The following is a 17,363-nucleotide window of genomic DNA, read 5'->3' as shown; positions in this document are numbered from 1 at the left end:
CATCCTTATAATAAATTGAAAATTCTTGTTTTGATTTCTTCACTCGCTTCATCATTTCGACAAATAATAAGGCAAGTATCATCACCACAAATTGTTCCTAACACTTCTTCCCAATCAATTTGGTCTAATATTGCACCTATGGATTGTGCATTACCTGGTAATGTTTTTAATACTAGTAGATTACCTGTACCTTCAATATTTACAAATGAATCCATCAAATATCTACCGAGTTTTTCAAGAGGATGATATTTACGATCATTAGGTAAACTATAAACATATTGGCCTGATGCGGCTGGTACTTTTATTAGTTGTAATTCTTTAATATCACGAGAGACAGTCGCCTGTGTCACATTTAATTCATATTCATTCAAACGTTTAACTAATTCATCTTGTGTTTCAATTTGTTCATTCGATATAATTTCTCTAATTTTTATATGTCTTACCGATTTTTTTGGCAAAATTAACACCTCTAGTTACGAATATTTATACAGTTATTTTAACATATGCATTTAGTTACTACTACTCATCACCCTTTTGAATAAGGATATAAAGTACGTTGAATAACTGCTAATATAGTTTTCTATGAATAATATATTACAAATAAATTAATCGTACTTTATATGCATTTTAATGATATTGATGAATATTTATTGTATAACAGCTTAGAATTTAATTTTGAACATAAAACGAGGTTAACAAAAATTGAATGTAATTTCTGTTAACCTCTATCATATGAGTAATATTGTAAAATAAATAAAATTAATGATCACGATGATAGAATAAATCTACAATGTCTCTTAAATTTGTAGTTTCATATTGATCACCTATGTTATCTAAACATTTGAGTGCTTCATTACGATGATAATTTAATTTATTCTCCGCACCGTCTTTATTCAATATAGAGACATAAGTACTTTTATCATTCTCTAAATCACTACCCACTTTTTTACCAAGCTTTTGTTCGTCGCCATATATATCTAATAAATCGTCTTTGATTTGGAACATTAATCCAAGATGGTCACTAAATTCATTTAACATTGCAGATGTATGTTCATCAGTGTCGGCAATGTCAACTGCACTCATAATTGCAAAAGTAAGTAATGCACCTGTTTTTGTTCTATGAATAGATTCTAACGTTGAAATATCTATCTTTTTATCTTCACTCTGCATATCTAGTGTTTGTCCACCAACCATACCCAGATGTCCGCTAGCATATGCTAATCTTTGTAAGACTTTAACCTTTTTAGCATCACATAAAGCTGAATCGTAAGACACGAGTTCAAAGGCTTTAGTTAAAAGCGCATCACCAGCTAAAATGGCTTTCCATTCACCATATACTTTGTGGTTAGTTAGCTTGCCTCTGCGATAATCATCGTTATCCATGGCTGGAAGATCATCATGTATAAGTGAATATGTATGAATCATTTCTAAGGCCAAGGCGCTTTGCATGCCTTGACGATAATCTTCATTTAACATATCTAAAGTAAGTAGCAATAATACAGGTCTAATTCTTTTTCCACCTGCATTAAGAGAATAAAGCATACTTTCTTCTAAATTTGTATTTAGCGTAGACTCTGGTATTGATTTCTTAAGAGCGTCATTAATTTCATTAATTAAATCATTCATTTGTAGTTTCATCATTATCCTGTTCCTCAGCTTCTTCTTGCATTAATTTATTTACCTTTTTCTCGGCATCTTTTAATGTTGAATCGCATGCTGTAGATAATTTCATTCCTCGTTGATATAAATCTAGAGATTCTTCTAATGATACGGTTTCATTATCTAATTTTTGTACAATGCTCTCAAGCTCTTGCATCATTTCTTCAAAGCTTTGTTTTTCTTTACTCATCATTACACCTTACTTTCTTAACAATGGCATCGATTTGACCATCTTTCATAGTTAAAACAATTTCATCATTTTCCGACATGTCTTTTGTACTTGTGACAACGTTATCTTCTTTGTTTACAATTGCGTATCCACGTAACATTGTATTGGTTGGGCTTAATTGATTCAGTTGTTCAATTTTTGATTTTAGTGCATTTTTGTATTGTGATAAATCGTTATTTATCTTTTGAGTTAGGCGTGATTTAAGTTGGCCATTCTGTTGTTGATTTCTAATAATAGAAGATTCGAGATGCTTTGGATTAAATCTTTGTTTCAAAATACTTATTTGATGTTGTTGCTGTTCTAACTTACTAGTCAACTTTTGATTTAATTGCTTTTCAAGATCATCTCTTTTTTGAATTTGCTGATCATATAATAGAGATGGTTGCTTAAATTTGTAATACGAAGATAGATGTTCAAGATGCTTTTTATGTTGTTCCACATATTGCTTGATATGTCTAGTTAATGTGAATTGATATTGCTTAATTTGCTGTAATAATTCATACTGATCTGGCGTTGCCATCACTGCTGCTTGCGTTGGTGTAGCTGCTCTTACGTCAGCCACAAAATCACTTAATGTAAAATCGGTTTCGTGACCAACTGCTGATATAATTGGCGTTTGACATTCGAAAATGGCTTTAACAACTTCTTCTTCATTAAAATTCCATAAATCTTCAATTGATCCTCCACCGCGTCCAACAATAATGGTATCTACATCTAATTGATCTGCATATTTAATCTTTTCTATAATGTCAGCTTTGGCTTGTTGTCCTTGCACCAATGTACTAATTTGTATTTGTTCAACAAGGGGATAGCGACTATTAATTGTTGAATGTATATCTCTGATTGCTGCACCTGTACTAGCAGTAAGGACTGCAATTTTTTTTGGAAAACGAGGTATAGTTTTTTTATTACTATTATCAAAATAACCTTCTTTTGAAAGCTTTTTCTTTAATTCTTCCAATTTTTGATAGAGATTACCTATACCATCGAGTTGCATCTTATTTACATATATTTGATAGTTTCCTCTGCGCTCATATACAGATACACGTGCCTCTAATAGTACTTCATCCCCCTCTTTAGGTTCGAAGTTGAGTTTAGAAGCACTACCTTTAAACATCATTGCACTAATTACACTTTCTTTATCTTTTACATTAAAGTATAAATGACCACTTGAATGTTTTTTAAAGTTAGATAATTCTCCTTTTATAAGAACGGACTGTAAATGTGGATCTTGATCAAATTTATATTTAATATATTTAGTTAATGTGGAAACTGTTAAGTAATCAGTCATATATATCACTCAATTTTATTAGTTTATGTTACTCAGTACGCCATTGATGAATTTATAATGATCATCATCGCTAAATTGTTTAGCTAACTCAACGGCTTCGTTTATGACTACTTTAGATGGTGTATCACTGTGCAATATTTCAAAAGTTGCCATGCGTAAGATGATACGGTCTGTTTTTAATAATCTTTCGAGTGACCAATCTTTGAGATATGGTTTGATTTTTTCATCTAATACAGGTTCGTGATCTTTAACACCAGTCACTAACCAATTAATGAAATCAAAGTCTAAATCTGGATAGTCATCTTTAATAAAGTTAATTGCTTCTTTGATAGTTAAATCAGTGTCTTTAATTTCTAATTGAAATAAAGTTTGAAAAGCTTGGACTCTTGATTCTTTACGACTCATAAATAACTCCTTCAAACGTTTTTATAAAAGATTAGGTACTATTGAGATGTGTTTTTAATGATGATATCTCTAAACTAGTACCTAACTTAATTTATTATTTATTTTTCTACTACAATTTGGGTAATGTGAACATTAATTTGCTTTGGTTCAATTGCTGCCATTGTAGAAATTTGATTGAAAATAGCAGATTGAATTTGATTCGCTGTTTTAGAAATATTAATGCCGTGTTTTAAAGCACAATAAACATCGATATAAATACCATCTTCTCGAGCTTCAATTTTTAAATCTCTATTTAAATTTTTACGACTAATTTTTTCTAAGTTAGTATTTTTTAATTCTGCAAAATGTCCTGTAATGCCATCTACTTCTGAGGTAGCAATACTAGCAATAACAGATAAAACTTCTGGAGCAATTTCGATTTTGCCTAAATTTGTGTGAGAATAATCCGCAACATTGACCATTGTTTTAACCTCCTATTGGTTGTCATCAGCCATAATATTATATTTTTCTAAGAATTTAGTATTAAATTCACCACTTCTGAAGATATCATTTGTTAATAATTTTAAATGGAATGGAATCGTAGTATCTATTCCTAAAACTAAATATTCACTTAACGCTCTGATACCTGTCATGATTGCTTCATCTCTTGTCGACTCATGCACGATAAGTTTAGCAACCATCGAATCATAATATGGTGGAATTGTATAATTAGTATAACATGCAGATTCAATTCTGACTCCGAATCCACCTGGTGCTAAATATTGAGTGATTTTACCAGGAGATGGCATGAAATCTTTGTATGGATTCTCGGCGTTAATTCTAAATTCAATCGCATGTCCGTTAATTTTGATATCTTTTTGTTTAAATGGTAATGCCTCACCCATTGCGACTTTTAATTGTAATTTGACTAAGTCTACACCTGTAACCATTTCAGTAACAGGATGCTCAACTTGAATGCGGGTATTCATTTCCATGAAGTAGAACTGATCATCATTTAAATCATAAATAAATTCTATTGTTCCAGCATTTTCATAGTTTACAGCTTTAGCAGCTCTAATTGCTGCATTACCCATTTCTTGACGTGTTTCTTCAGATAAAATTGGTGAAGGTGCTTCTTCTACTAATTTTTGCATACGTCTTTGAATTGTACAGTCACGTTCACCTAAATGAATCACATTGCCATAACTGTCACCGATGATTTGAATTTCGATATGACGGAAATTTTCAATGAATTTTTCTAAATATAATCCACCATTACCAAATGCAGTTTCCGCTTCTTGTTGTGTCATTCGGTACCCCGTTTCAAGTTCTTTCTCATCTCGAGCTACACGTATACCCTTACCCCCACCACCAGCAGTGGCTTTAATAATGACAGGGTAACCAATTTTTTTAGCGACCTTTTTCGCATCGTCAATATTATGAACTAAACCTTCACTACCTGGAACAACAGGAACATTGGCTTTGATCATTTCCGCTTTAGCGACATCTTTAATACCCATTTTTTGAATAGATTCATGGCTAGGTCCGATAAATTTTAATTGGCATGCTTCACATAATTCAGCAAAGTCACCATTTTCAGCTAAGAAACCGTAACCTGGGTGGACACCATCGCATCCTGTTGATGTAGCAATTGATAAGATATTAGGGATATTTAAATATGAATCTTTAGACAGAGTTGGACCAACGCAATATGCTTCATCAGCAATTTGAGTATGTAAGGCGTCTTTGTCTCCTTCTGAATAAATAGCAACTGTTTGAATACCTAGCTCGTGGCAAGCTCTTATGATTCTAACTGCGATTTCACCACGATTTGCGATAAGTACTTTTTTCATTATTTCACCTTAAATAACGGTTGGCCATACTCTACCATTTGTCCGTCTTCTACTAATATTTCAACAATTTCACCTGAGATTTCTGCTTGGATTTCATTAAATAGTTTCATTGCTTCTAAAATACAAACAGTTGTGTCATTTGAGACTTTATCTCCAACTTGTACGTAAGCACCTTCTTCTGGTGATGGTGATTTGTAAAATGTACCAACCATTGGTGCATTAATTGTTTCATAATTGTCTGCCACTTCTTCTTGTGCTTGCGCATTATCACTGACTTGTGGTGTAGATTGAGCAACTTGAGGTTGAGCAATAGATGGTGCCGGTTGTTGTGCCACTTGTGGTGTAATAATTTCAGTTTCTTTTTCTTTTTTTAAGTTAACAACGCTACCTTTATTATCTTCAATGTTAATTTCTGTTAAGTTTGATTGATCAAGAATCTCTATTAATTCTTTTATTTCTTTAAAGTTCATAATTATTACTGACTCCTTCAGTTTGTTTTCATCTACCCGTCTATTTTACTTGAGACAACCTTTCAATTCAAGCATGATAAGATATCCTATATTTTGAAATGGACTTGTTGGCTTAAAATCATAGTATCAGGAGATAAACTAAGTCATGGCGTAATAGTCTAAATAACTAATTTAAAATAATAAACGTGATGACATGATAGTACATCATATCATCACGTTAGAGTTAAATTATGATTCGTTAAATATGTCTCTCAATACCCTTACAGCACGATTAATTTCTTGTGAACTAATGGTTAGTGGTGGCAATAATCGGATGACATTTTGACCGGCAGTTAAAATAATTAAACCACGTTCACGTGCTTTGACTACAAGTTGCGATAAGTCTAAATCAGTTTCAATACCGATCATTAATCCTTTACCACGTATGTCAATGATATGAGGATTGTCTACTAATGCATTATTTAATTTGAAGAATAATTCTTCTGATTTTTTTGAAACATGATTTAAAAAATGAGCTTTATTGATAATTTCTAATGTGGCTTTTGCAGCTGTCATTGCAAGTTTGTTTCCGCCAAATGTAGACCCATGACTACCATAATCAAAGACATGCGATAGACGTCTCTTACCTAACATAGCGCCTACAGGAACGCCATTAGCAAGACCTTTTGCAGAAGTGACAATATCCGGCTCAATATCATAATGTTCGAAAGCGAAACATTTACCTGTTCGTCCAATGCCAGTTTGAACTTCATCAACGATTAATAAAATGTCATGTGCATGACACAGTTGACTTAATTGTTTGATAAAGGATGATTTAGCGACGTGAATGCCAGATTCTCCTTGAATAAGTTCAAGCATGATAGCTGCTGTATCTTTAGTAATTAGTGATTTCACACTATTGATGTCATTAAATTTTGCATAACTAAAGTGAGGAACTACATCTCCAAAGCCTGCTTTTATTTTTCCTTGACCTGTAGCAGACATTGCACCATATGTTCTGCCATGAAATGATTGATCAAAACATATAATTGATTGTTTGCCTGTATATTTACGTGCTAATTTAATAGCCGCCTCATTTGCTTCAGCACCGCTATTACAGAAATATACACAATAGTCATATTGACGTACTAATAATTGGGCCACATTTTCTGTAGCGTATTTAAATATAAATTGGGAGTATGCCAAATTTGAGCAACCTGTTTCTCTAATTGTTCTTTAACGTATGGATGAAAACCTAAATTTGTTACACCGATGCCCGAAGAAAAATCGAGATATTTATTACCGTTTGTATCCAATAACTCATTTAATTCTGCTTTAACGAATTCGACATTTGCTCTTTTGTAATTTTGAAATAAGTAACTCATTTGATGTTCCCTTCTATGATTGTTCCTGTTAATAAATTATCTCCAATAATAACTTCTTGAACGCCGGACTTAACTGTTGATACGGCACTATTAATTTTAGGTATCATACCACCAGTAATAATATGGTTGTCGATTTTAGATTGCACGTGGTTAATATTTAATCTTTTTATCAAAGTTCCATGTTCTATCACACCTTTAACATCAGTCATTAATATTAATTTACGTGCTTTCATTGCGATAGCAATTGCTGTTGCTAAATGGTCGGCATTGATATTAATTAATTCACCATCTTGATGTGTACCGATAGAACTTATAACAGGAATCATATTTTGAATTAAATAATTTTGAATTGCATTTACGTTTACTTGTATATTTTTACCTACAGAGCCATAGTGTTGATAGTTCAAATAATCCGCTTGAATGATTGATAATTGATCTTCTCTTAATTGCTTCACATTTAAATTCGCTGCTTTTAAATCACTTGTTAATTTTTGACCGACATGATTAAACAAGGCATCTTTAATAATTGGTAAATCTTCCTTAGCAGTTACTCTCAATCCATCTTTTTTAACTGTAGGGTGATTTGCTTTCATCAATAGTGATTCAATAACATTACCGCCACCATGAACGATAATAATTTGATCATTTTGTTTAATCCAATTCTTTATCTGCATTATAGTGTTTTTACTTAAATGCTTTATGGCTATACCGCCCATTTTAATTACAATAATTTGATTCATTTTGTTACCTCTATGTTGTATATAATGCATTAATTTTTACGTAAACATAAGTTAAATCACAACCCCATGCAGTACCTGATTTATTACCTTGATGCATATTAATGTTGATATGAATGTCTTTATTTTTTAATTTATTGCGCATAGTTTCAGCATCAAAAGTGATTGGTGTTGAGCCAATCATGACGGGGACGTCTTCTATTAAGATATCAACGTTATTAATATCAAAGTTAGATTGGGTATAACCAATAGCTGCGAATATACGTCCCCAATTAGGATCTTCTCCATATATGGCTGATTTTACTAAATTTGAACCAACAACTGTCTTGGCTATCATTCTTGCAGATTTTTCATTTGGCATTTTATCTACTGTCACTTCAATTAATTTTGTAGCGCCTTCTCCATCTTTGGCAATTTGTATCGCTAGTGAACGCATAACATGTTCTAACATATTGCAAAATGTTTTGAATTCTTTAGTGTTTGGTAAAATTTCTTTATTATTAGCTACACCATTTGATAAAACTAGTACTAAATCATTAGTAGATGTATCCCCATCGATAGTAATTTGATTAAATGTTTTATCAATGTTAGTTTTTAGTGCTTCTTGTAAAGTTTCCGTAGAAATATTAGCATCACATGTAATAAAAGCTAGCATTGTAGCCGTATTAGGATGTATCATACCTGAACCTTTGGCAACACCTGCCATGGTTACAGTTGTCTGGCCAAATTTTTCAGTTACGACACATGTTTTTGTATTTAAATCAGTAGTTAAGATTGCTTTTGCAAAATAATTCGCATTACCATCTTTGTTTAACTGTTGAATACCTTTTTTAATTTTAGACATTGGTAAACGTTGACCAATAATTCCTGTAGAAGCAACACAAATGAAATCTTGATTGATACCTAGCGTTTCTGATACTTGTTGTTGCATTGAAATGGCATCTTCCATACCCTTCTGTCCTGTACAAGCATTGGCTATGCCTGAGTTGGCAATCACGGCTTGAATTTTTCCAGTAGTTTGTATTGTTCTTTTATTTAAAATTAAAGGTGCTGCTTTGACTTTATTAGTAGTTTGAACATAAGCAACGCTTGATGGGCATTCTGACACAATCCATCCTAGATCTAATTTTTTTTTTAATTCCTACATGTATTCCATCTGCAGTGAAACCTTTTGGGCTTGCAATATTTCCTGTAATTTCTTTCATTTTATACTCCTCACTACACTAATGGAGGTACACTGCAAAGTCCTTCGGTTTCATCAAAACCAAACATAAGATTGATATTTTGTAGTGCTTGTCCAGAAGCGCCCTTGATTAAATTATCTAGTACTACCATAACCGTTAAAATATTTGTTTTATCATTATATTTAAATCCAATATTCACATAATTTGTTCCAACAACTTCATTTAATTGTGGCATGGTTCTTAGTATACGTATAAAAGGTTTATTCTTATAAATCAACTCATATGTTTCGGTAATCTGTTGAGCAAAAGTTGAACTTTTCAGTTTACAGTAAATTGTTGCTACAATGCCTCTATTTACAGGTATTAAAGAAGTAGAAAATTGAATATTCTGTAAATTGTGATCGTAGTGTTTTAACATTTGTATAATTTCAGGAATATGTTGATGTTCGTTTAATTTATAAGTTAAATAATTGTTATTTATATTTACAAAGTGACTAGCTGTTGTAGGATTTTTTCCAGCACCTGACAAGCCACTTTTAGCATCAATGATAATTGAGTCTAGTTGGATTAATTTGTTTTGTAACAAAGGAATAAGTGCCAGTTCAACTGCAGTTGCATAACATCCTGGGTTTGAAATAAATCGATGGTTCGAAGATGTAGTAAATTCTGGCAAACAATAGGTGAACTGTTTTTGAATATCGTTATTAACAGGTTCTTTTTTGTACCATAATTTATATTCATCTGAAGGTAATCTATGATCACCTGAAATATCGACAACTGGAAAATTTGAATTAACAAATTTTGATGATAATTGACTAGCAATGCCGCTTGGCGTTGCGAATACAACTAGGTCGCTATGTTTCATAATTTCATCTGCATCAAATGGTTGTACAATCAAATCGCATATACCTTTTAAATGTGGATATAATTCTGAAATTGATTTACCAATTGATTGAGTGGCATGTATAGATGATACCTCAATATGAGGATGATGATGTATAAGGCGTAGTAGCTCTAGCCCGGAATATCCAGTGATTCCTACAATACTTATGCGCATACTTAAACCTATTTTCGTATTTTTATACAATTTTATGTTATAAAATACGAAAAATCAAGTGCACAATATAATGATTGACTAGATACTCCTCAAATTCTTTGCATAAAAAAATACATAACTTACGTTGTCGTAAGTTATGTATTTATTGTTAAATTATTTTTTCTAAATTAACCTCTAGAAATGTAACTTCCATCACTAGTGTTGATAACAAGAATGTCACCTTCGTTTACAAATAAAGGTACATTAAGTGTGTAACCTGTTTCAACAGTAGCTGATTTAGTAGCGCCTGTTGCAGTATCACCTTTGATACCTGGCTCAGTTTCAGTTACTTGTAATTCTACTGTTTTTGGTAATTCTAATCCAATTACTTCTCCATCATATGATTGAATTTGTACTTCCATGTTGGCTTTTAAGTAATTTAATTCATCTTTTAAGTAGTCGCCTGGTAATTCTGTTTGGTCAAATGTTTCATTATCCATGAATACATGATTATCACCATCAGCGTATAAGTATTGCATGCGACGATTTTCAATCATTGCTTGTTCTACTTTTTCACCAGCTCTAAATGTTTTTTCTTGGATAGCACCCGTTCTTAAGTTACGTAGTTTTGAACGTACGAAAGCAGATCCTTTACCTGGTTTTACATGTTGGAAATCAATTACTTTCCAAATGCCATTATCTACAGAAATTGTTAAACCTGTTTTAAAATCATTTACTGAAATCATTCAGTTTCCTCCTCAATATACACGCTTATTTTAAAATAATAAGGTCTTTTGTGCATTTAGTAAAGACTTCACAACCATTTTCTGTCATCAAGATATCATCTTCAATTCGAACGCCACCTAAACCATCAACATATATACCTGGTTCAATAGTGACGCAATTATTTACTCGAAGTTGACCAGATGCATTTTTAGATAGTAATGGACCTTCGTGTATGTCTAAACCAATACCATGACCTAATGAATGGCCAAATTCCTCACCATATCCATGTGCTTCAATAAAATCTCGGGAAAGTGCATCAGCTTCTTTTACTGTCATACCCGGTTTGATTTCATTGAGCGCTTTTTGTTGTGCTTTTAATACTATATCATAAATTTCTTTCATTTTAGGATTTGGTTCACCTATTGCAAAAGTTCTTGTGATATCTGAACAATAACCTTTATAGTATGCACCAAAATCTAATGTAACCATATCACCTTGCTCAATAATTTTATCACTTGCAACACCGTGTGGTAAAGCGCCTCGATGACCAGATGCTACTATTGTATCAAAAGATGGTCCATCTGCACCTAAATGTAACATTTTACTTTCTAGTTCGGCTTTTACTTCGCGTTCAGTCATACCTGCTTTCACAATTGATAAAATATAATCATAGGTTTCATCAACAATTTGAGCTGCTTTTTTGATTATTTCAATTTCTGTATTTGATTTTACTTCTCTGATTTTTTCAATAGCATCAGAAATACTGATTAATGTGATCATGCCTTTACTTAATTCTATATAAGTATCATAACTTACTTTATGACCTTCAAATCCTACGTTACTTAAGCCCTCTTCTTTTAATATTGATTTTATTTCAGATATTAAATCAGATTTTCTATTTATAATCTCAAACTCTGAAGCTTGTTCTTTTGCTTGTTCGATGTATCTAAAGTCTGTGATTAAATATTGATGGTTTGGAGTAATAATTAAAGCACCACTTGTACCTGTGAATTCAGATAAATATCTTCTATTAAAATCTGAAAGAATAACAACTGCGTCTAGCTTTTTTTGTTGTAAAAGTTGGTGTACTTGTTCTAATTTGTTCATAGAATCCCCTCCGAATCTTGTTTAACGTTTGTACATTTTATATGAATACATTAAAATGATAGCATAATCAATAAATAATATAATAGTTTTTAGTTTAGGGAGATAATCATGAAGAGATATATAATCGTGATTGGCGCATCTTGTTTATTAGCTGGTTGTGGTAGTCAAAATCTTGCACCACTCGAAGATAAAACTACAAAACTAAGAGATGACAATCATCAATTAAAATTAGACATTCAACAATTAAATCAAGACATTAGTAATCAAAAGTCGACGATTGCAGGATTACAAAAAGATAAAGAGAATGGCAAACAAACAGCAGATAATAAGAAAAAAGAGAAAAATTTAAAGGCGAGTTCTACGTATTATGACAAAGTAGCAAGTGCAGTTGATAAGTATAATGACATTAAACCTGATGTAACTAAAAATAAAGGTAGTCAATCTATCCAAAAGAAATTATCGACGATAACTTCTGATTTAGATGATGCATATAATACGTATAATTCTGATATCGATGAAGATTCGATGACTAGTGAAGATAAACAAACTAAAAAAAATATTAGCAGTTTAAATAAAGATATTACTGCTGCCTTTAATAAGATTGAGACAGGATATCAAGAAAAAGATAAAAAGAAAATTGATAAAGGACAGCAAAAATTATCTACTATACAAACAGATGCAAATTAGAATTAGGTGAATTTCAATGAAAAATATTTGGTTTTATATTGTGTTAGCTATTGCAGCATTTGGTTTAATTATGAATTTAGATGTGTTTCTATTTTCAATCGTTAGAATGTTGATTAGCTTTGCAATTTTAGTATTAATCATATATCTTATATATTATTTCTTCTTCCTAACAGAAGAACAGCGTAAATATAAAAGAGCACAACGTAAGTATCGTAAACGTAAATAATAATCAAATTAAAATAAAGCAGTAGTCATCTTTATCAAATTGATATGAATGACTACTGCTTTTTGTTTTAATTAAATATCATTTTCTATAAGTCCAGTCATCTGAACGGAATTTTTCTTCCAATGCTTTGACTTCTTCTAACTGTGCATCAGTTAAAGTTAATGGTTTAAATTCAATCTGTAATCCCTTTTTGAATCCATCTTCGAAAGCTTTTTCCATCTCATTCAAAGTAATATGTTGTTCTGAAATGTCATTGATAGCTACTGCTTTGTCTACAAATGCTTCTTTCATTTTAGCTTTTAAGCGATCATGCTTGAAAATGAACAAATCAAATAGTTCATCGATATCTATATCTTGTAAAATAGAACCATGTTGAAGAATGACCCCTTTTTGACGTGTTTGAGCACTACCTGCTATTTTACGGCCTTCGACAACAAGTTCATACCAACTTGGTGCATCAAAACATACAGAACTACGTGGTTGCTTTAACTTCTCTCTTTCTTCTTTCGAACGAGGAACAGCAAAATAAGTATCGAAACCTAAGTTTTTGAATCCTTCCAATAACCCTTGTGAAATAACTCTATAAGCTTCTGTAATCGTCGATGGCATTTTAGGATGTGATTCAGGTACTATAACACTATAAGTCAACTCTTTATCATGTAATACGCCTCTACCACCAGTTTGACGTCTTACTAGTCCATAGCCCTTTTCCTTCACTTTTTCGATATCAATTTCTTTAGTTAATCGTTGAAAGTAGCCAATTGATAATGTCGCTGGGTCCCAAGTGTAGAAACGAATGACAGGATCAATTTCACCTCTAGATACGAAATTAAGTAATGCTTCATCCATTGCCATATTATAATATGGATCGTGACTACCAGTATTAATAAAGTTCCATGTTTCTGTCATGATTAAAATCCCCCATTAATGTATGCTTAGTAACAAAATTTGCTATTTTGCTTATTAATTTTGAATAAATTATTAAAACATCTGTGATATCATAAAAATATTTTGATAATTTGTTCTAACAGTCTTATAATTATAATATCGGTAAATTAGGGAGGATGCAACATGAGTATCTCTTTGTATATTGCAATTATTATATTAGTTATAATAATTGGTTATATGGTCGTTCAACAAATTCTTAATAAACGAGCTGTCACAGAATTAGACCAAAATGATTTTCACAAAGGCTTACGTAAAGCACAAGTGGTTGATGTTAGAGAAAAAGTTGACTATGATTATGGTCACATCAATGGCGCACGAAATATTCCAATTACTATGTTTAAACAAAGATTCCAAGGTCTAAGAAAAGACCAACCCATTTATCTTTGTGATGCAAATGGTATTGCAAGTTATCGTGCTGCTCGTATGTTAAGAAAAAATGGCTATACAGATCTTTATATGCTTAAAGGCGGCTATAAAAAATGGACTGGTAAAATCAAGTCCAAAAAATAGTTAGGTTAGCCTAGATTAATGTTTATGTATTATGAGTGAAATGTTTAAGACAAATAAATGTCTTATTCTTTTCACTCATTTTTTATGAAAAAAACATTCCTCTACAGTTAAATGAGTAGAGGAATGTTTAGATTGTGTATTATTTTTCAGCATGTAAGTTTTCAAATTTAAGAATTGGTTTTCTTGCTGCTGTCGTTTCATCTAATCTGTCGATAATAGTAGTATGAGGTGCTTCGAGTACTTTATCTGGATCATCTTTCGCCTCATTAGCAATTTGAATTAACGTATCAGCAAAATGATCTAAAGTTTCTTTAGATTCTGTTTCAGTAGGTTCAATCATCATACCTTCTTCAACATTTAATGGGAAGTAAATTGTAGGTGGATGTACACCAAAATCTAATAAACGTTTAGCCATATCTAAAGTTCTTACCCCATATTGCTTTTGTTTAATTCCACTTAAGACAAATTCATGTTTACAGTATTGTTTATATGGAATTTCAAAATGATCTGTTAATCGTGCTTTAAGATAATTAGCATTTAATACTGCCGCTTCAGAAACTTCTTTTAATCCTTGAGCACCCATTGTTCTAATATAAGTATATGCTCTTAGATAGATGCCAAAGTTACCGTAAAATGGTTTTACTCGTCCAATTGAGTTTTTAATATCATTATCATATTTAAAATAATCATTTTCTTTTATAACCATTGGTTTAGGTAAGTAACTAGCTAATTCTTTAACAACACCGACAGGACCTGAACCTGGGCCGCCTCCACCATGTGGGCCAGTAAATGTTTTATGAAGATTTAAATGGACAGCATCGAAGCCCATATCACCAGGACGAACTTTATCCATGATAGCATTTAGGTTTGCACCATCGTAGTATAATAGTCCTCCTGCTTCATGAACAATTTCTCTGATTTCCATAATATTCTTTTCAAAAATACCTAAAGTATTTGGGTTTGTTAACATGATAGCAGCAGTATTTTCATTAACAACACGTTTTAAGTCATCAATATCTACTTCGCCACGTTCATTTGATTTAACGGTTACAGATTTAAAGCCAGCAAATGATGCTGAAGCAGGGTTTGTACCATGTGCTGAGTCAGGAACAATAACTTCATCACGATGTCCCTCTCCATTATTTTGATGATACGCTTTGAAAATCATTAATGCAGTCCATTCACCGTGTGCACCAGCAGCTGGTTGAAGCGTCACTTCATCCATACCTGTAATTTCTTTAAGTTCTTCTTGTAAATTATATATAATTTCAAGAGAACCTTGGATTTGATTTTCATCTTGTAATGGGTGTGCTTCACTAAAGCCAGGAATTCTTGCAACTTTTTCATTAATTTTAGGATTGTATTTCATAGTACATGATCCTAATGGATAGAATCCTGAGTCTACACCAAAGTTTTTATTAGATAATTCTGTATAGTGACGAACTAAATCTAATTCTGCTACTTCAGGAAATTCAGCTTTTTCTTTTCTAATAAATTTATCATCTAAAATTGATTCAAATGATTTATTGTTAATATCGCTTTGCGGTAAAGAATAGGCATATCTTCCTTCTTTAGATCTTTCAAAAATAAGTGGGCTTGATTTACTTACCATTAATTTCACCAGCTTTCTTAACAAATGTATCAATCTCATCTTTTGTTCTTAATTCAGTAACAGCTATTAGCATATGATTTTCAAACTCATTAGAAACAGCACTTAAATCGAAGCCACCAATAATATCTTCTTGAGCTAATGCTTTATTAACTTCACTGATTGATTGATTAAATTCAACAACGAATTCATTAAATGATGTACCTTCTAAGACATTGAATCCAGCTTCTTTAAATGCTTGTTTAGCATAATTTGCATGTTCAAAGTTTTGCACAGCAATATCATAAACACCTTGTTTACCTAAAGCAGACATTGCGATTGATGAAGCTAATGCATTTAGAGCTTGGTTAGAGCAAATATTTGAAGTCGCTTTATCGCGGCGAATATGTTGTTCACGTGCTTGTAACGTGAGAACGAATCCTCTGTTTCCTTCATTATCTTGTGTTTGACCAACTAGTCTGCCTGGTACTTTACGCATTAATTTTTTAGTCGTTGCAAAATAACCGCAGTGCGGTCCACCGAATTGTGCTGGGATACCGAATGGTTGTGTGTCACCTACTACAATATCAGCTCCAAATGAACCAGGAGGTGTTAATAAACCTAATGCTAATGGATTTGCATACACGATAAATAATGCTTTTTTACCTTCAATAAAGCTTTGAATTTTTTCTAGGTCTTCAATTGAACCAAAGAAGTTAGGATATTGCACGGCAACTGCTGCAGTATCATCATCTACAGCTTGTTCTAATTTTTCTAAATCAGTAATCGTACCGTCTAAATCAATTTCTACAACTTCGAATTCTTCACGCGTTTTAGCGTATGTGTTTAATACTTGTAATGCTTGATAATGTAATCCTTTTGATACAACAATTTTATTTTTCTTAGTATGACTGTATGCTAAAATACAAGCTTCTGCAAAACTAGTCATACCATCATACATTGATGAATTTGCTACATCCATATTAGTTAGTTCGCAAATTAATGTTTGGAACTCAAAAATGGCTTGCAATTCCCCTTGAGAAATCTCAGGTTGATATGGTGTATAAGCAGTGTAAAATTCAGATCTAGAGATCATTGCATCTACAACTGATGGTGCATAATGATCATAAACACCTGCACCTAGGAAAGAAGTATGTGTTTCTTTAGTAATATTTTTACTTGCTACTTTGTTTAGTCGTTTTAGTAAAGTAGTTTCTGCTTCTCCACTAGCTATTCCTAAATCTCTATTTAATAAAATATCAGAAGGTACATCTCCAAATAATTCATTAATGGATTTAGCACCAATAGTGTCTAACATGTCTTGCTTATCTTGATCAGTTAACGGAATATAACGATGACTCAAC

18 protein-coding genes and 2 pseudogenes are annotated in these 17,363 nt (G+C 32.0%); 3 read left to right on the top strand and 17 right to left on the bottom strand.

Annotated elements, in window-relative coordinates; genetic code table 11:
- Positions 1–5: 5 nt before the first annotated feature.
- From ahrC to JX000_RS06110, 14 genes and pseudogenes are all read right to left on the bottom strand, one after another.
- The gene (ahrC, locus tag JX000_RS06175) at positions 6–458 is read right to left on the bottom strand and encodes a transcriptional regulator AhrC/ArgR (protein WP_002451915.1); all 453 of its coding nucleotides are present in this window, start codon (positions 456–458) and stop codon (positions 6–8) included.
- A gap of 301 nt (positions 459–759) precedes the next feature.
- A complete protein-coding gene (locus JX000_RS06170) occupies positions 760–1,641 on the bottom strand; it encodes a polyprenyl synthetase family protein (RefSeq protein WP_049425203.1) in 882 nt (293 codons plus the stop codon).
- On the bottom strand, positions 1,619–1,849 hold the full coding sequence (locus JX000_RS06165; protein ID WP_002451913.1) for an exodeoxyribonuclease VII small subunit: 231 nt from the start codon (positions 1,847–1,849) through the stop codon (positions 1,619–1,621). Before JX000_RS06165 ends, JX000_RS06170 begins: the two co-directional genes overlap by 23 nt.
- Positions 1,842–3,179: an exodeoxyribonuclease VII large subunit gene (xseA, locus tag JX000_RS06160; RefSeq protein ID WP_049425204.1), complete on the bottom strand. Its 1,338-nt coding sequence runs from the start codon at positions 3,177–3,179 to the stop codon at positions 1,842–1,844. Before xseA ends, JX000_RS06165 begins: the two co-directional genes overlap by 8 nt.
- 18 nt (positions 3,180–3,197) lie before the next feature.
- Entirely contained in the window at positions 3,198–3,584 is a 387-nt protein-coding gene (gene nusB, locus JX000_RS06155; protein WP_002451911.1) for a transcription antitermination factor NusB, read from the bottom strand.
- Positions 3,585–3,682: 98 nt separating this feature from the next.
- Positions 3,683–4,045, bottom strand: a complete 363-nt coding sequence (locus JX000_RS06150; RefSeq protein ID WP_002451910.1) for an Asp23/Gls24 family envelope stress response protein — start codon at positions 4,043–4,045, stop codon at positions 3,683–3,685.
- A gap of 12 nt (positions 4,046–4,057) precedes the next feature.
- Complete coding sequence (gene accC / locus JX000_RS06145) at positions 4,058–5,416, bottom strand: acetyl-CoA carboxylase biotin carboxylase subunit (RefSeq protein ID WP_002451909.1); 1,359 nt, start codon at positions 5,414–5,416, stop codon at positions 4,058–4,060.
- Entirely contained in the window at positions 5,416–5,886 is a 471-nt protein-coding gene (gene accB, locus JX000_RS06140; protein WP_049425205.1) for an acetyl-CoA carboxylase biotin carboxyl carrier protein, read from the bottom strand. Before accB ends, accC begins: the two co-directional genes overlap by 1 nt.
- Before the next feature lie 228 nt (positions 5,887–6,114).
- Positions 6,115–7,250: pseudogene (locus JX000_RS06135) on the bottom strand (acetylornithine transaminase).
- Complete coding sequence (gene argB, locus JX000_RS06130; RefSeq protein ID WP_002451906.1) at positions 7,247–7,990, bottom strand: acetylglutamate kinase; 744 nt, start codon at positions 7,988–7,990, stop codon at positions 7,247–7,249. Before argB ends, JX000_RS06135 begins: the two are co-directional and overlap by 4 nt.
- A 10-nt stretch (positions 7,991–8,000) precedes the next feature.
- A pseudogene (argJ, locus tag JX000_RS06125) lies at positions 8,001–9,192 on the bottom strand (bifunctional glutamate N-acetyltransferase/amino-acid acetyltransferase ArgJ).
- A gap of 13 nt (positions 9,193–9,205) precedes the next feature.
- Entirely contained in the window at positions 9,206–10,228 is a 1,023-nt protein-coding gene (argC, locus tag JX000_RS06120; RefSeq protein ID WP_107532438.1) for an N-acetyl-gamma-glutamyl-phosphate reductase, read from the bottom strand.
- A 167-nt stretch (positions 10,229–10,395) separates the two neighbouring features.
- Positions 10,396–10,953, bottom strand: a complete 558-nt coding sequence (gene efp / locus JX000_RS06115) for an elongation factor P (RefSeq protein WP_002451903.1) — start codon at positions 10,951–10,953, stop codon at positions 10,396–10,398.
- 25 nt (positions 10,954–10,978) lie between these two features.
- Positions 10,979–12,040: a M24 family metallopeptidase gene (locus tag JX000_RS06110; RefSeq protein ID WP_049425444.1), complete on the bottom strand. Its 1,062-nt coding sequence runs from the start codon at positions 12,038–12,040 to the stop codon at positions 10,979–10,981.
- 108 nt (positions 12,041–12,148) lie between these two features.
- Here JX000_RS06110 and JX000_RS06105 point away from each other — a divergent pair, with 108 nt between their 5' ends.
- Both JX000_RS06105 and JX000_RS06100 read left to right on the top strand, forming a co-directional pair.
- The gene (locus tag JX000_RS06105; protein ID WP_049425445.1) at positions 12,149–12,727 is read left to right on the top strand and encodes a hypothetical protein; all 579 of its coding nucleotides are present in this window, start codon (positions 12,149–12,151) and stop codon (positions 12,725–12,727) included.
- Positions 12,728–12,743: 16 nt separating this feature from the next.
- Entirely contained in the window at positions 12,744–12,953 is a 210-nt protein-coding gene (locus tag JX000_RS06100; RefSeq protein WP_002451900.1) for an SA1362 family protein, read from the top strand.
- Positions 12,954–13,031: 78 nt separating this feature from the next.
- Here the strand turns inward: JX000_RS06100 and JX000_RS06095 are convergent, their stop codons facing one another.
- Positions 13,032–13,862 (bottom strand): lipoate--protein ligase family protein, encoded by an 831-nt coding sequence (locus JX000_RS06095; protein ID WP_002451899.1) that lies wholly within the window; start codon positions 13,860–13,862, stop codon positions 13,032–13,034.
- A gap of 162 nt (positions 13,863–14,024) precedes the next feature.
- On the opposite strand from JX000_RS06095, the gene JX000_RS06090 reads away from it, so the two are divergent.
- The gene (locus JX000_RS06090) at positions 14,025–14,411 is read left to right on the top strand and encodes a rhodanese-like domain-containing protein (RefSeq protein WP_002451898.1); all 387 of its coding nucleotides are present in this window, start codon (positions 14,025–14,027) and stop codon (positions 14,409–14,411) included.
- Positions 14,412–14,550: 139 nt separating this feature from the next.
- On the opposite strand, the gene gcvPB is transcribed toward JX000_RS06090, so the two are convergent.
- Positions 14,551–16,023 carry an aminomethyl-transferring glycine dehydrogenase subunit GcvPB gene (gcvPB, locus tag JX000_RS06085; protein WP_002451897.1) on the bottom strand — a complete coding sequence of 491 codons (1,473 nt, stop codon included), beginning with the start codon at positions 16,021–16,023 and terminating at the stop codon, positions 14,551–14,553.
- The gene (gene gcvPA / locus JX000_RS06080; protein WP_049425448.1) at positions 16,013–17,362 is read right to left on the bottom strand and encodes an aminomethyl-transferring glycine dehydrogenase subunit GcvPA; all 1,350 of its coding nucleotides are present in this window, start codon (positions 17,360–17,362) and stop codon (positions 16,013–16,015) included. The genes gcvPB and gcvPA overlap by 11 nt, the downstream gene beginning before the upstream one ends.
- Between the last annotated feature and the right edge of the window lies 1 nt (position 17,363).

The organism is Staphylococcus sp. SB1-57, assembly GCF_017086425.1.
Lineage (GTDB): Bacteria > Bacillota > Bacilli > Staphylococcales > Staphylococcaceae > Staphylococcus > Staphylococcus warneri_A.
The sequence above is the reverse complement of the archived record's forward strand: the minus strand, read 5'-3'. Positions and strand labels throughout refer to the sequence as shown.

Excerpts from the sequence above, each read along its gene's own strand:
- argC (WP_107532438.1), bottom strand. The coding sequence starts at position 10,228 with ATGCGCATAAGTATTGTAGGAATCACTGGATATTCCGGGCTAGAGCTA.
- JX000_RS06165 (WP_002451913.1), bottom strand. The coding sequence starts at position 1,849 with ATGAGTAAAGAAAAACAAAGCTTTGAAGAAATGATGCAAGAGCTTGAG.
- JX000_RS06105 (WP_049425445.1), top strand. The coding sequence starts at position 12,149 with ATGAAGAGATATATAATCGTGATTGGCGCATCTTGTTTATTAGCTGGT.
- argB (WP_002451906.1), bottom strand. The coding sequence starts at position 7,990 with ATGAATCAAATTATTGTAATTAAAATGGGCGGTATAGCCATAAAGCAT.
- JX000_RS06170 (WP_049425203.1), bottom strand. The coding sequence starts at position 1,641 with ATGATGAAACTACAAATGAATGATTTAATTAATGAAATTAATGACGCT.
- JX000_RS06095 (WP_002451899.1), bottom strand. The coding sequence starts at position 13,862 with ATGACAGAAACATGGAACTTTATTAATACTGGTAGTCACGATCCATAT.
- JX000_RS06150 (WP_002451910.1), bottom strand. The coding sequence starts at position 4,045 with ATGGTCAATGTTGCGGATTATTCTCACACAAATTTAGGCAAAATCGAA.
- gcvPB (WP_002451897.1), bottom strand. The coding sequence starts at position 16,023 with ATGGTAAGTAAATCAAGCCCACTTATTTTTGAAAGATCTAAAGAAGGA.
- xseA (WP_049425204.1), bottom strand. The coding sequence starts at position 3,179 with ATGACTGATTACTTAACAGTTTCCACATTAACTAAATATATTAAATAT.
- accB (WP_049425205.1), bottom strand. The coding sequence starts at position 5,886 with ATGAACTTTAAAGAAATAAAAGAATTAATAGAGATTCTTGATCAATCA.
- accC (WP_002451909.1), bottom strand. The coding sequence starts at position 5,416 with ATGAAAAAAGTACTTATCGCAAATCGTGGTGAAATCGCAGTTAGAATC.
- efp (WP_002451903.1), bottom strand. The coding sequence starts at position 10,953 with ATGATTTCAGTAAATGATTTTAAAACAGGTTTAACAATTTCTGTAGAT.
- JX000_RS06110 (WP_049425444.1), bottom strand. The coding sequence starts at position 12,040 with ATGAACAAATTAGAACAAGTACACCAACTTTTACAACAAAAAAAGCTA.
- JX000_RS06090 (WP_002451898.1), top strand. The coding sequence starts at position 14,025 with ATGAGTATCTCTTTGTATATTGCAATTATTATATTAGTTATAATAATT.
- nusB (WP_002451911.1), bottom strand. The coding sequence starts at position 3,584 with ATGAGTCGTAAAGAATCAAGAGTCCAAGCTTTTCAAACTTTATTTCAA.
- JX000_RS06100 (WP_002451900.1), top strand. The coding sequence starts at position 12,744 with ATGAAAAATATTTGGTTTTATATTGTGTTAGCTATTGCAGCATTTGGT.